At 65.0% G+C, this 12,980-nt stretch carries 9 protein-coding genes; 6 read left to right on the forward strand and 3 right to left on the reverse strand.

The features are described 5' to 3' along the window. Positions 1–46: 46 nt before the first annotated feature. From mutS to murJ, 3 genes are read left to right on the forward strand one after another with little or no spacing between them, the layout of a single operon-like run. The gene (gene mutS, locus Q0Y42_RS02420; RefSeq protein WP_297799899.1) at positions 47–2,752 is read left to right on the forward strand and encodes a DNA mismatch repair protein MutS; all 2,706 of its coding nucleotides are present in this window, start codon (positions 47–49) and stop codon (positions 2,750–2,752) included. Then, a complete protein-coding gene (glnD, locus tag Q0Y42_RS02425; protein WP_297799778.1) occupies positions 2,752–5,418 on the forward strand; it encodes a [protein-PII] uridylyltransferase in 2,667 nt (888 codons plus the stop codon). Before mutS ends, glnD begins: the two co-directional genes overlap by 1 nt. Positions 5,419–5,442: 24 nt before the next feature. Continuing rightward, positions 5,443–7,122, forward strand: coding sequence for a murein biosynthesis integral membrane protein MurJ (gene murJ / locus Q0Y42_RS02430; RefSeq protein ID WP_297799780.1), 1,680 nt, complete (start codon positions 5,443–5,445; stop codon positions 7,120–7,122). On the opposite strand, the gene Q0Y42_RS02435 is transcribed toward murJ, so the two are convergent. Then, positions 7,105–7,626, reverse strand: coding sequence for a hypothetical protein (locus tag Q0Y42_RS02435; protein WP_297799782.1), 522 nt, complete (start codon positions 7,624–7,626; stop codon positions 7,105–7,107). The two genes, murJ and Q0Y42_RS02435, sit on opposite strands and share 18 nt — an antisense overlap. Positions 7,627–7,883: 257 nt before the next feature. Here Q0Y42_RS02435 and trpS point away from each other — a divergent pair, with 257 nt between their 5' ends. Both trpS and Q0Y42_RS02445 read left to right on the forward strand, forming a co-directional pair. Beyond that, positions 7,884–8,921 carry a tryptophan--tRNA ligase gene (trpS, locus tag Q0Y42_RS02440; RefSeq protein ID WP_297799785.1) on the forward strand — a complete coding sequence of 346 codons (1,038 nt, stop codon included), beginning with the start codon at positions 7,884–7,886 and terminating at the stop codon, positions 8,919–8,921. Between the two features lie 20 nt (positions 8,922–8,941). After that, entirely contained in the window at positions 8,942–9,622 is a 681-nt protein-coding gene (locus Q0Y42_RS02445; protein WP_297799786.1) for a GNAT family N-acetyltransferase, read from the forward strand. On the opposite strand, the gene Q0Y42_RS02450 is transcribed toward Q0Y42_RS02445, so the two are convergent. Further along, positions 9,619–10,407 (reverse strand): dienelactone hydrolase family protein, encoded by a 789-nt coding sequence (locus tag Q0Y42_RS02450; RefSeq protein ID WP_297799788.1) that lies wholly within the window; start codon positions 10,405–10,407, stop codon positions 9,619–9,621. The genes Q0Y42_RS02445 and Q0Y42_RS02450 overlap by 4 nt on opposite strands. Positions 10,408–10,564: 157 nt before the next feature. On the opposite strand from Q0Y42_RS02450, the gene Q0Y42_RS02455 reads away from it, so the two are divergent. Then, on the forward strand, positions 10,565–11,074 hold the full coding sequence (locus Q0Y42_RS02455) for a PadR family transcriptional regulator (RefSeq protein WP_297799790.1): 510 nt from the start codon (positions 10,565–10,567) through the stop codon (positions 11,072–11,074). 167 nt (positions 11,075–11,241) lie between these two features. Here Q0Y42_RS02455 and purH read toward each other — a convergent pair whose 3' ends face one another. Then, the gene (gene purH / locus Q0Y42_RS02460) at positions 11,242–12,846 is read right to left on the reverse strand and encodes a bifunctional phosphoribosylaminoimidazolecarboxamide formyltransferase/IMP cyclohydrolase (protein ID WP_297799792.1); all 1,605 of its coding nucleotides are present in this window, start codon (positions 12,844–12,846) and stop codon (positions 11,242–11,244) included. Between the last annotated feature and the right edge of the window lie 134 nt (positions 12,847–12,980).

A 12,980-nucleotide genomic window follows, 5' to 3' on the forward strand; every position in this document is an offset into this window, starting at 1 on the left:
GCCTGCCCTTGAGGCGGAGGGCGTGATCCGCCACCTTGTGCCCCATATGAACGCGCCGATTTCCCACCCGCCCAAGGTCGACCTGACGCCAGATGCCGGTACCACCCCGGTCATGGCGCAATTTCTCGCGGCCAAGGCCAACCATCCGGATTCTCTCCTGTTCTTCCGAATGGGCGATTTCTACGAACTGTTCTTCAGTGATGCAGAACAGGCGGCGGCGGCGCTGGGCATCACTCTGACCAAGCGCGGCAAGCACAAGGGCGAGGACATTCCCATGGCGGGCGTGCCGGTCCACGCCATGGACGGCTATCTGGCCCGTCTGATCCGTCAGGGGTTCAAGGTCGCGGTCTGCGAACAGCTGGAAGACCCTTCGGAAGCCAAGAAGCGCGGCTCCAAGGCCGTGGTTCACCGCGATGTGGTGCGCGTTGTGACGCCCGGCACCCTGACTGAGGACAATCTGCTGGACGCACGCGGCGCCAACCGTCTGGCGGCGGTGGCTGTGCGCAAGGGGCGCGCGGCGGTGGCCGTGGTTGAACTGTCGGCGGGGGCTGTGGATTCGGTGGCGTGCGACACCCACGATCTTGGCGCGGTGCTGGCGGCCTTCCGCCCTTCGGAAGTTCTGGTGCCGGACCGTTTGTTCGGCGATGAGGATCTGAAACCCGCGCTCGACGGCTCGGGCGGCGTGGTTCAGGCTATCCCGTCCGCGCTGGGGGAAGTGGCGGGCGCGCGTGATCGCGTGCAGCGGCTTTATGGCGTCGCGGCGCTGGACGGTTTTGGCAGTTTCGAGGATGCCGAGATTTCGGCTCTGGGCCTGATCGCGGCCTATCTGGAAACCACACAGGCGGGCCGTATTCCGGCGCTGGCCCCGCCCAAGCGCAGCGGCGATGTGGGCCATCTGGCCATCGATCCATCCACCCGCCACAGTCTCGAGATCGACCGTACCCAGCGCGGCGAGCGCGAAGGCTCGCTGCTGCACGCCATCGACCGCACTGTCACTGCAGGCGGTGCACGGGCCTTGGCCGAACGTATCGCCCGCCCGCTGTGCGACCCCGCTATCATCAATGCCAATCTGGATGCCGTGGCGTGGATGGTCGAACAGCGCCCGCTGCGCCGTGACCTGCGCGATGTCCTGCGAGCCTCGGCGGATGTAGCCCGTGCCACCTCGCGTCTGGCGCTGGGCCGCGGCGGCCCGCGCGACCTTGCGGCCATCCGTTCGGGTGTGATGTCGGCCCAGACCGTGGGCGGGCTGTTTGCCGCCATCTGTGCGGACCCTATCGCCCGTCCGGCGGACAAGATTCTGTCGGCGCTGGATGATCTGACACCGGATACGGACCTGTCCCAACTTCTGGCCGAACTTCAGGACGGGCTGGTGGACGAGCCGGGGCATCTGGCGCGCGATGGCGGTTTTGTCTCGCCCGGATACCGCGCCGAACTGGATGCGGCCCGCGCCCTGCGCGACGACAGCCGCCGCGTCATTGCCGAACTGGAAGCCCGCGCTATCGAGGAAAGCGGCGTGGCCTTCAAGGTCCGCCACAATGCCGTGCTGGGCTATTTCCTAGAGGCGACGGCCAAGGCCGCCGAACCTCTGATGCGTGCAGGGCCGGACAGCCCCTTCATCCACCGCCAGACCCTCGCCAATCAGGTGCGTTTCACCACGGTCGAGCTGTCCGAACTGGATGCCAAGATCAGTCAGGCCGGACACCGCGCACTGGCCATCGAGACCGAAACCTTCGAGGCATGGCGTCGTGAAGTTGCCCGGCTGGCCCCGCGCCTTCAGCAACTGGCGGCGGCGCTGGCGGAACTGGATGCCCATGCGGGTCTGGCCGAATGGGCCGAGGAGGTCGGTGCCGTTCGCCCCACGGTCGATGACAGCCTGACCTATGTGGTGAAGAGCGGTCGCCACCCTGTCGTAGAGGCTGCGGTCAAGGCGCAGGGCCTGCCCTATACGCCCAATGACTGCACGCTGTCGGGCGACGGCGGTGTCGGTGCGCGTCTGTCGATTGTCACCGGTCCCAACATGGCCGGTAAGTCGACCTTCCTGCGCCAGAACGCCTTGCTGGTTATCCTGGCTCAGGCCGGTGCCTTTGTTCCGGCGCAGGCCATGCATCTGGGCGTGGTGGATCGTCTCTTCAGCCGTGTGGGCGCGGGCGATGATCTGGCACGCGGGCGTTCGACCTTCATGATGGAAATGGTCGAGACTGCCGCCATCCTGACACAGGCTACGCCGCGCAGCTTCGTGGTGCTGGACGAGATCGGTCGCGGGACCGCGACCTATGACGGTCTGGCCATTGCATGGGCGACCGCCGAAGCTCTGCACGAGACCAACCGCACGCGGACCCTGTTCGCCACCCACTATCACGAGCTGGCCCGTCTGGAGGACAGGCTGGACCATGTGTCCAACCTGTCGATGGCGGCCAAGGAATGGAATGGCGATCTGGTCTTCCTGCACGAGGCGGTGGTCGGTGCGGCTGACCGCTCCTATGGTGTTCAGGTCGCCCGTCTGGCCGGTGTTCCGGCCAAGGTGGTCGCCCGCGCCAAGTCTGTTCTGGAGAAGCTGGAAAAGGACAAGTCGTCGGGCGCGGGGCTTGAGGAATTGCCGCTGTTCGCCGCCGTCCAGCCCGAGCCGGAACCGGCGGGGCCGTCGCCGGTCGATCTGGCGCTTCAGGACATCGATCCCGACAACCTCAGCCCGCGCGAGGCGCTGGAGGCCCTCTATCGCCTGAAGGGTCTGAGCAAGAGCTCCGGCGGCTGATGACGCTTGATCCCCGCTTGCTGGAGGCGGCATCCGGCGCGGACGTCCGCGCAGGCGTGACGGCCGTTCTGCGAGAGGGGTTCGACGCCGGACGTGACAGGGCACGGCGCCGTCTGGAAGGCGGGGGCGATGGGGCCGAGGTGGCGCGTCTCTATGCCGAGGCGGCAGACAGGCTGCTGACCGACCTCTGGGCCGTGGCGACCGAAGTCCTCTATCCGGCCAAGGATGATCGGCTGAGCCTGATCGCCGTCGGCGGTTATGGGCGTGGCGTGCTGGCCCCCTATTCCGATCTGGATTTCCTGATCCTGCGCCGCTCGCGCGAGCCGTCCGATCGCGCGGTACAGGTTAGCGAGTTCGTCCATTATGTGCTGTGGGATCTGGGGCTGAAGGTCGGCTCATCCTTCCGCTCGCTTCATGAGTGCCTCGACCTCGCAGGGCGGGACATGACCGTCCGCACCACCCTGTTGGAAGCGCGCCCCATTGCGGGGGACCGTGCATTGGGCGAGACCCTGTTGCGGATTTTCCGCCGTATCGTGCGCGAGGCTGACCCCAAGCCCTTCATCGCCGCCAAGATGGCCGAGCGCGATGTGCGTATCCAGAAGGCGGGCGGAGTCCGCAACCGCGTCGAGCCGAACGTCAAGGATGGCAAGGGCGGTTTGCGGGACCTGAACACCCTGTTCTGGATCGCGCTTTCGGTTGACCCCGACGGGGCGCGTGGCAAGGCGGCCCTGCAGGGACTTCTTCGCCCCGGCGAAATGCGCAGCTTCCGCGAGGCGATTGGCTTCCTGTGGAAGGTGCGTATCCATCTGCACCTTGTGGCGGGGCGCGCCGAGGAAAAACTGACTTTTGACTTCCAGCCGGAAATCGCCCGCCGCATGGGATGGCGCGGGCGCGGTGACGAACTGGCGGTCGAGCGTTTCATGCGCCGCTATTTTCTGGTGTCGCGTCAGGTCGGGGCCCTGACACGGGCGGTGTCCGCCCAGTTGGAAGCGCGCCAGCAGAAAAAGGCCGAGGGCCTGTCGCGCGGCCTGTCGCGGTTGCTGCGACGCGGGCGCGGCGAGTTGGCGTTCGATGGTCTGATCATCGAACAGGGGCGGCTTTCCGTCACCCACGCCAATGTTTTTGCCCGTGACCCTGTGCGGCTCTTGACCCTGTTCGTCGAAGCCGACCGTCTGGATATCGACCTGCACCCCGATGCCATTACGGCGGTGATCCGCTCGCTGTCGCTGGTGACCCCTGCCACGCGCCGTGATCCGCGCGCGTCGGAGGCGATCCTGCATCTGCTGGCGGGCAGCCGCCGCCCCTATCGTGTGCTGTCACTGGTGAACGAGACGGGCCTGCTGGGACGGTTCCTGCCGGAATGGAGCCGGATCGTCGGCCAGACCCAGTTCAACATGTACCATGCCTATACGGTCGACGAGCACACGCTTCAGGCCATCGGCATCATCGACGACATCAAAAAGGGCAAGCTGGAAGAAGACCATCCGGCGGCCTCGCGCATCATCCACCGGATTGTGGACCACGAGGCCCTGATGCTGGCCATGCTGCTGCATGATGTGGGCAAGGGGGGTGACCGCGGGCAGTTGGAGGACGGTGCCATTGCCGCCCGCCGCGCCTGCGAGCGTCTGCGGATCGACCCGCGCCGCATTGAACAGGTGGTCTGGCTGGTACGGAACCACCTGCTGATGAGCGACTATGCCCAGAAGCGCGATGTGTCCGACCCCGCCACCGTGCGGGCCTTTGCCGAGGCGGTCAGCGATCTGGAGCGGCTGCGGATGCTGATGGTGCTGACCGTGGCCGATATCCGCGCCGTGGGGCCGGGGGTGTGGAACGGCTGGAAGGGCCAGCTGATGCGGACCCTCTTCGATCGCACCGAGGCCCTGTTCCGAGGCGATACGGTCGAGGGCGAACCGACCGTTGAGGAATATCAGGACCTGATCGAGCGGGCGCGGTTTGGCGGCGTGGCTGTAGAGACGGCCTTGCCGCAGGCGGCGCTGGAATCCACATCGCGCATTGCGGTGGCGACGGCGGACCGCAGCGGTCTGTTTGCCGATCTGACAGCGACACTGGCCTTGGCGGGGGCCGATGTCGTGGGGGCGCGCCTGACCACCCTGTCCGATGGCACGGCGCTGGAAATCTTCGAGATTCAGGACGGTGTGGGCGAACCCTATGGCCAACGGGAGCCGCGCCGCCTCAGCCTGCTGGCGCGGGCGATGGAGCGGGCGGCCCTGAAAGGGGCGCGGACCTCCGCCATCGGACACCACAGGGTCAGCGCCCGCCGCGCCATTTTCGATGTCCGTCCCGTGGTGCGTATGGACCGGGAATTTGTGCCCCATGCGGTAGTGGTCGAGGTGTCGGGGGCCGACAGGCCCGGCCTCCTGTCCGATCTGGCACGTATCATCTCGGACCGCGGCTTTTCGGTGCAGTCGGCCCACGTTGCCTGTTTCGGCGAGCGGGCGGTCGATGCCTTCTACGTCACCGGCCACGACGGACAGAAGCCTACGGATACGGCCCAGCTCGATCTGCTGCAGGCCGCCTTGCTCGAAGCCCTCGATATGCGGTTGGAGGGACCGGAGGGGCGCCGCATCACCCCTGTTCGCGCCAGTACCCGCGATGTGTCGGTAATCGGCACCGACCCCGTATCCAAGACGCCCGTGTCGCGCTAAGCGGTCGGGGACGAGGAGCCGTTCGTGAACGACAAAAGCAAAATCCCCCAAGACCAATTGTCTTCCGAAGCCGTAGTCGCCGCTGCGGGCGAGGTCGCGAGCGACACGCCGCCGGCATCGACAGGCGTTGCCAAATCATCGGCCATTTTCGGCGGCATGACCCTGCTCAGCCGTCTGGCGGGCTTTGCGCGCGATGTGGTGGTGACGGCGGCGCTGGGCGCGTCGGCCGGTCCGGCGGCGGACGCCTATTATACGGCGCTGAACTTCCCCAATCTTTTCCGTCGCATCTTTGCCGAGGGGGCCTTTGCCGCCGCCTTCGTGCCCGCCTATTCGCGCCGCCTGAAGGCCGAAGGGCCGGACGCTGCCGATCAGGTGGCGACCGATGCGCTGGCTGTGCTGGCCACGATTACCGTGGCTCTGACCATTGTCGCCCAGTTGGCGATGCCGTGGCTGATGGCCGCCATCAACATCGGCTTTCTGGATGATCCGCAGCGCTACAAGCTGGCGGTCATGCTGACCCAGATCACCATGCCCTATCTGCCCTGTATGGCGATTGCGGCATTGCTGTCGGGTGTTCTGAATGCGCGGGGCCGTTTTCTGGTGTCGGGTGCCTATCCGATCCTGCTGAACGTCATCATGCTGGCCGCGATCTGGCCGGTGAAGGGTGATCCGATCGCGACCTCGACCTTTGCCAGCTGGTCGGTCGTGGTGGCCGGTATCGCGCAGGCAGGCCTGTGCTGGTGGGCTGTACGCAAGGCGGGGGCCAATGTCCGCATCCGCCTGCCGCGCCTGACGCCAGCGGTGAAGGCCATCATCATCACCGCCATTCCAGCCGCCATCGGCAACAGCGCGACCCAGATCAACGTCTTTATCTCGGGCAACCTGTCCAGTCTGGTGAACGGGGGCCGGACGTGGCTGGCTACGGCGGATCGCCTGTATCAACTGCCCTTGGGTCTGGTGGGTGTGGCCATCGGTATCGCCCTGTTGCCCCGCCTGTCATCGGCGGTCGCCACGGCCAACAAGGGCGAGCAGCAGTCCTCGATGGACGAGGCCATGATCCTTTCCATGGCGCTGACCCTTCCGGCGGCCACGGCCCTGATGAGCATGCCGCTGTTGTTGGTCGAGGGGTTGTTCCTGCGGGACGCCTTCCTCGCCTATGACGCGCAAAATACGGCTGCGGCCCTGCTGCAGTTCGGCTGGGGTGTTCCGGCCTTTGTGCTGATCCGTGTTCTGGCACCCGCCTTTTATGCCCGTTCGGACAGCAAGACGCCGATGCGCTATGCGCTGGTGTCGGTTGTGGTCAATGCGGTGCTGGCTGTGGCGCTGTTCTTTGGCGGTATGGGCGTTTCGGGCATTGCTGCAGCCGTCAGTGCGGCGGCATGGGCCAATGCGCTTCTGCTGGCGGCCAAGCTGTGGCGTCACGACTATTACCGCCCCAGCAAGCACGCGATCGACCGCCTGGTCCGTATCTTGGTTTCCAGCATCGGCATGGGCGTGATTGTCGCTGGGTGCAGCCTGTTCCGTCCGTCGATCGAGGCCCCTATTGCCGATGTTCTGGCCATGGTGGGGACCGATCATGGCGTGAAGGAACTGGCCATGCTGCTGGTCGTGGCGCTGGGCGGCCTGTCCTATGTGGTTCTGGCCTTTGCGACCCGTGCGATCACGCCTCGCGATATCCGTCGCCTGCTACGCCGAGGTGCCTGAGTTCAGCAGGATCAGGGCTTCAATGCCCTGTTTGAATTCCAGTGGATTTGACGGACCGTTGGTGGCGGCGATAGCCGCCGCCAGCGGTCCATCCATAACCTTGAACAGGCTGAGCAGGGCGCGGCGATAGAGGGGCCAGCCGCGACGGATGGCACGCCCGCGATAGGGATGGACGCTGTTGGCCGAATAGAGCGCCGTCTTGATCGCCATCATCTTGAAGCGCAGCACCGCCGGATCGATCACCTTGGCCGCGCTGCTGGACAGCGAGAAGTCCACCAGTTGCAACTGGCGGATCAGTTCCTTGGTGTCGTCGCGGGCCACGCGCAGGCCTGCCACAAAGGCTTCGTCCAGATGGTAGTCCAATACATCGGGACCATCGCTCAATATCAGGTCGCGCCGATATTCCTGAACCTCGTCGAACAGGACCAGCAGCAGACGCAGCATGCGCTCGAATGCGACGGTTGCGCTGAAACCTTCTGCGGGGGTGACGTCGAATTCGTCCAAGGCAGTCTCCGATCGCGGCTAAGCTATATTCGTATAACGTAGATATCCTAACCTGAAGCTTTGTTCCCTTCATCTGGTGACCAAGCAGCGGTTGCTCTTGGCGGCACGAAGGGATAAGCCACAGCCCATGCTCCGTGGATTGCCCCGTATGACAGGACGATGGCGCGGCTGATTGATTTCAGCTGGCCCTGTGCCTGTTGCTGCCTGATGGGCAGCGCCCACGCCTTTCCGATCGCCTTTCGTCCAGAGCTTTCCCTATGACTGACCAAACTCCGGCCCCTTACACTGGCCCGCGCCGCGTCCTGTCCGGCATTCAGGCTTCCGGTGCGCTGCACCTCGGTAACTACCTCGGCGCGCTGAAGCGTTTCGTCGAGATGCAGGACGCCGGTGCGCCCTGCTACCTGTTCGTGGCCGACATGCACGCCATCACCGTGTGGCAGGATCCGGACAAGCTGACCGCCCAGACGCGCGAGATCGCCGCGGCCTATCTGGCGGCGGGCCTCGATCCGGACAAGTCGGTCATCTTCCCGCAATCGGCTGTGCCCGAGCACGCCGAACTGGCCTGGATTTTCAACTGCGTCGCCCGCCTCGGCTGGCTGGACCGCATGACCCAGTTCAAGGAAAAGTCGGGCAAGCACAAGGAACGCTCCTCGGTCGGCCTCTACACCTATCCGGTGCTGCAGGCCGCCGACATCCTCCTGTACAAGGCGACCGAGGTTCCGGTCGGCGAGGACCAGAAGCAGCACCTCGAGCTGACCCGCGACATCGCCCAGAAGTTCAACAACGACTTCGGCGTGCCGAACTTCTTCCCGCAGCCGGAGCCGATGATCCAGGGTCCGGCCACGCGCGTCATGTCCCTGCGTGACGGCTCGGCCAAGATGTCCAAGTCCGACCCGTCGGACCTGTCGCGCATCAACCTGACCGACGACGCCGACACCATCGCCAACAAGATCAAGAAGGCCAAGTCGGACATGGACGTGCTTCCGTCCGAGGTCGAAGGTCTGGACGGTCGCCCCGAGGCCAAGAACCTTGTGGCCATCTACGCCGCGCTGTCGGGCACCAGCCGCGAGGCTGTTCTGGCCGAGTTCGGCGGTCAGGGCTTTGGTGCCTTTAAGCCCAAGCTGTCGGAACTGGCTGTGACCTCGCTGTCGCCGGTGACGTCGGAAATGCGCCGTCTGCTGAACGAGACGGCCGAGATCGACCGCGTTCTGGCCAAAGGCGCTGCCCAAGCCCGCGAAGTCGCCGCTCCGGTGGTGGCCGAGGTCAAGAAGATCGTCGGCTTCTGGCAGGGCTGATCCCCGGGGCACATTCCGGAATGAACGGTCATCCTCTTGATCGTGTGGTGCACAGCGCCCTGACGTCTTCGCGCCAGTCGCATCTGGCTGTGCGCGAGGGCGGGGCGCTGCGCATGGCTGCGGGCTATGGCGTGTTCGTGGCGGTCGATGATCCGGCCCGTACCGATGACGTGCGCCGCCTGCCGGTGCCGGAAGGCAAGCTGGTGTCGGTCGAGGCACTGGCCCAGCCCCTGCCGGAAGGCTTCCGTCTGGAGAAGGAAGCCGTGCTTTTGCAGATGACGCTGACGGCGCTGAAGTCCGGCAAGGTGCGCGATATCCGCATTGAAAAGCTGGGCGATGCCGATGCGGAACAGATGTTGGCCTTGGCCATACTGACCGAGCCTGGCCCCTTCTTTGCCAACACCCACCGTCTCGGCGACTTCTACGGCGTGAAGGAAGAGGGCCGCCTGCTGGCCATGGCGGGCGAGCGGATGAAGCCCGACGGCTTTACCGAGGTGTCCGGCGTCTGTGTCCATCCCGATGCCCAAGGGCGGGGTCTGGCGGCGGCTGTGATGCGGCAGGTGATCGAGGCCATCGTCGCGCGGGGCGAGACGGTCTTCCTGCATTCCTATGACCACAACGATCGCGCCATCGCCCTTTATGAAGGGCTGGGTTTCAGCGTGCGCGCGCCGATGAAGATGCGGACGCTGGTGCCGCTCTAGGCGATCCGGTTCAGGAAGCCCTCGAAACGCGCCAGCATTTCCAAAGTGCTTTCGGGATTGTGCTTCATCGGGCCGTTGCTGGTCGGCTCGTCAAAGGCATGGGTGCCTTCGCCGATCCAGCTTTCGACCGTACTGCCATTGGCGCGGATGGCGTCGTTGACCCTTTCCGCATTGCGCACGGTGGTCAGGTGGTCGCGGCTACAGGTCACCGCATAGACATCCGTCTTCATCCGCCACGGCTTCATCCGGTTGCGGGCCAGAAAGCCGACATAGGCATAGGCCAGCCAGACACCGGCGGGGGCGGGCAAGCGGTGCTGACCCGCATCCTTCAGCCCAAGGGTGCCATCCTCAAGCTCGCTGGCCATCAGCTCCATGATCGACCAGCCGCCGTGGGACCAGCCGCCAAGAACGATCTTGCAGGCATCGACATCGGGCCGTGCCGCTACGCCATGCCACGCGGCCAAAAGGTCGCCCGCACGGTCCAGACCATTGAACATCACATTGGTGCAGACCGTGAGCAGGGTGCGAAGCCGCGTCCACCCGCGCGGGCCATAGCTGTCGACGATAAAGGCGCGCCAGCCCGCCGCTTTTGCCACCTCGGCATAGCGCGGCAGGTGGCTGCGCAAACCACCACAGCCATGGAACAGAAGCACAGCCGGACGCGGCAGATCGTCGTCAGGTCCGACAACGATCACATGCGGTTCAAGGGCGGCCCAACGGCTGGCAAGCGTATCCATGAGGATCACATAGGCGGAACGCACCCCGATAAAAAGGGACTTGCGCAATGTTAGTTTCGATATATCTATATGCACGATGAGATATATCGAAATGGAAATGAAAAGAATGAGACACCAACATCGCGGTTGGAAGAATGAAGACGCAATGGGCTGCGAAGGTCGCGGCCATCACGGGCACGGCCCTCGCGGCCATGGCGACCGGAGCATGCGCGGCAAACCCCATGGACCGGACGATGGCCGTATGCGCCGCGGACCGGGGGGCGGCGGTCGCCTGTTCGAACACGGTGCCATGCGCTGGCTCCTGCTGTCGCTGATCGCGCAAAAGCCGTCGCACGGCTATGAACTGATCAAGGCGATCGAGACCCGTATGGCAGGCGTCTATGCGCCGAGCCCGGGTGTGATCTATCCCAGCCTGTCGCTGCTGGAAGATATGGGTGCGGTCAGCATCTCCATCGAAGGCGGCAAGAAGCTTTACGCCATCACCGAAGAGGGCCAGCGCCTGCTGGAAGAAAACGCCGAGGTGCTGGGCCGTATCGATGCACGGATGGAGGCCATGAAGGGCCACGGCGGCCGACCGCCCGAAATCCGCGAGGCGGTGGACGGTTTCAAACACGCCCTTCGTCAAAGGCTGGGCACCGAACCGCTGGAAACGGAAGAGATGGAGCGGCTCGTCGCCATCATCCGCGAAGCCACGGACAAGATTTCCGGAGCCTAAGCAAGGCAAAAGGAAAGGCGCTGTGATCCCTCACAGCGCCTTTTTAGTTTTGTTGCTAACGCTCGCCCCGCGGGGGCTCGCTGCTTGAGCAACGGTTTGCACCGCCACCCATCAACAGGCCGCGCGGGTCGAAAAGGCGGAGCCTTTTGACCGCGGCCCACTAAAAATTAGTGTCGGAAGACACGCGTGCCTGTGAAGACCATGGCGATGCCCTTTTCGTCGGCAGCCTTGATGACTTCGTCGTCGCGGATGGAGCCACCCGGCTGGATGACGCAGGTCGCGCCCGCGGCGATGGCTTCCAAGAGGCCGTCGGCGAACGGGAAGAAGGCTTCCGAAGCACAGGCCGAACCTTCGGCCAGCGAAACGTTGAGGCCCTTGGCCTCACCGGCTTCCTTGGCGCGGATGGCGGCGATGCGGGCGCTGTCGCGGCGGTTCATCTGGCCTGCGCCGATGCCGGCGGTCTGGCCGTCCTTGGCATAGACGATGGCGTTGGACTTTACGTGCTTGGCGACGGTGAAGGCGAACAGCATGTCCTCGATTTCCTTCTCGGTCGGCTGACGCTTGGTCACGACCTTCAGGTCCGAAGGCTTGAGGTTCGACTGGTCGCGCGACTGCACGAGGAAGCCACCGGCAACCGAGCGGAAGACGTTGCCTTCGGCGTGCGGGTCCGGCAGGCCGTCCGTGATCAGCAGGCGCAGGTTCTTCTTGGCGGCAAACACGGCCTTGGCCGCATCGTCGGCACCCGGGGCGATGACCACTTCGGTGAAGATTTCGGTGATGGCCTTGGCGGCCTCTTCGGTCAGCGGACGGTTGACGGCGATCACGCCACCGAAGGCCGAGACGGCATCGCACTCCAGAGCGCGGGCATAGGCTTCGGCAAGGTCCTTGCCGACGGCCACGCCGCACGGGTTGGCGTGCTTGACGATGACGCAGGCGGGTTCCTTGAACTCGGCCACCAGCTCATAGGCGGCATCGGCGTCGGCGATGTTGTTGTAGCCCAGTTCCTTGCCCTGGATTTGCTCGGCATAGGCCACGCCCGGGCGCTTCTCGCCGGTGCGGTAGAAGCTGCCGGTCTGGTGCGGGTTTTCACCGTAACGCAGGGTCTGGGCCAGTTCGCCGGCGATCGACTTGCGCGCAGGGGCGGCGTCTTCCAGCTGACCTGCGAACCACGATGACACAGCGGCGTCATAGGCGGCGGTGCGGGCAAAGGCGCGGGCGGCGAGCTTCTTGCGCAGGTCCAGCGAGGTCGAGCCGTCGGCTTTGAGGGCCTCGACGATCATGTTGATGCTCTCGGCATCGACAGCGACCGCGACGTGGCCGTGGTTCTTGGAGCCCGAACGGATCATGGCCGGACCGCCGATGTCGATGTTCTCGATGGCGGCTTCAAATCCACCGCCGGATTCAACGGTCTTCTCAAACGGATAGAGGTCGATCCAGACGATATCGATGGCACCGATGTTGTGCTCGGCCATGGCTACGGCGTGGGTCGGGGCGTTGCGCACGCCCAGCAGGCCACCGTGCACGATCGGGTGCAGGGTCTTGACGCGGCCGTCCATCATTTCCGGGAAACCGGTCAGGTCCGCCACATCCTTCACCGGCAGGCCAAAGCTCGCGATGGCGGCCTTGGTGCCGCCGGTCGAAACCAGTTCGACGCCGAGATCGTGCAGGGTGCGGGCCACCTCTTCCAGTCCGGTCTTGTCGGACAGGGAGATCAGGGCGCGCGCAGGGGCGACCGCGTTAGGGGCGGGTGGAAAATCGGGAGCGGCGGGCATGGCGACGTCCGTAACAGCTAGGAGCAGAGGAGATGGCGCGGCCTCTAGCACCGGTATGTGATGCCGTCACCCCTTGGGCGGCCAGGAAGGCGGCGGGGGCCATGCCTGTCGATGCAAGCCGCGCAGAAGAAAGG

Origin of the sequence: uncultured Brevundimonas sp. (genome assembly GCF_947305955.1) — a bacterium.
Classification (GTDB): domain Bacteria; phylum Pseudomonadota; class Alphaproteobacteria; order Caulobacterales; family Caulobacteraceae; genus Brevundimonas.

Excerpts from the sequence above, each read along its gene's own strand:
- Q0Y42_RS02455 (WP_297799790.1), top strand. The coding sequence starts at position 10,565 with ATGCGCGGCAAACCCCATGGACCGGACGATGGCCGTATGCGCCGCGGA.
- Q0Y42_RS02445 (WP_297799786.1), top strand. The coding sequence starts at position 8,942 with ATGAACGGTCATCCTCTTGATCGTGTGGTGCACAGCGCCCTGACGTCT.
- trpS (WP_297799785.1), top strand. The coding sequence starts at position 7,884 with ATGACTGACCAAACTCCGGCCCCTTACACTGGCCCGCGCCGCGTCCTG.
- glnD (WP_297799778.1), top strand. The coding sequence starts at position 2,752 with ATGACGCTTGATCCCCGCTTGCTGGAGGCGGCATCCGGCGCGGACGTC.
- mutS (WP_297799899.1), top strand. The coding sequence starts at position 47 with ATGAACGCGCCGATTTCCCACCCGCCCAAGGTCGACCTGACGCCAGAT.
- purH (WP_297799792.1), bottom strand. The coding sequence starts at position 12,846 with ATGCCCGCCGCTCCCGATTTTCCACCCGCCCCTAACGCGGTCGCCCCT.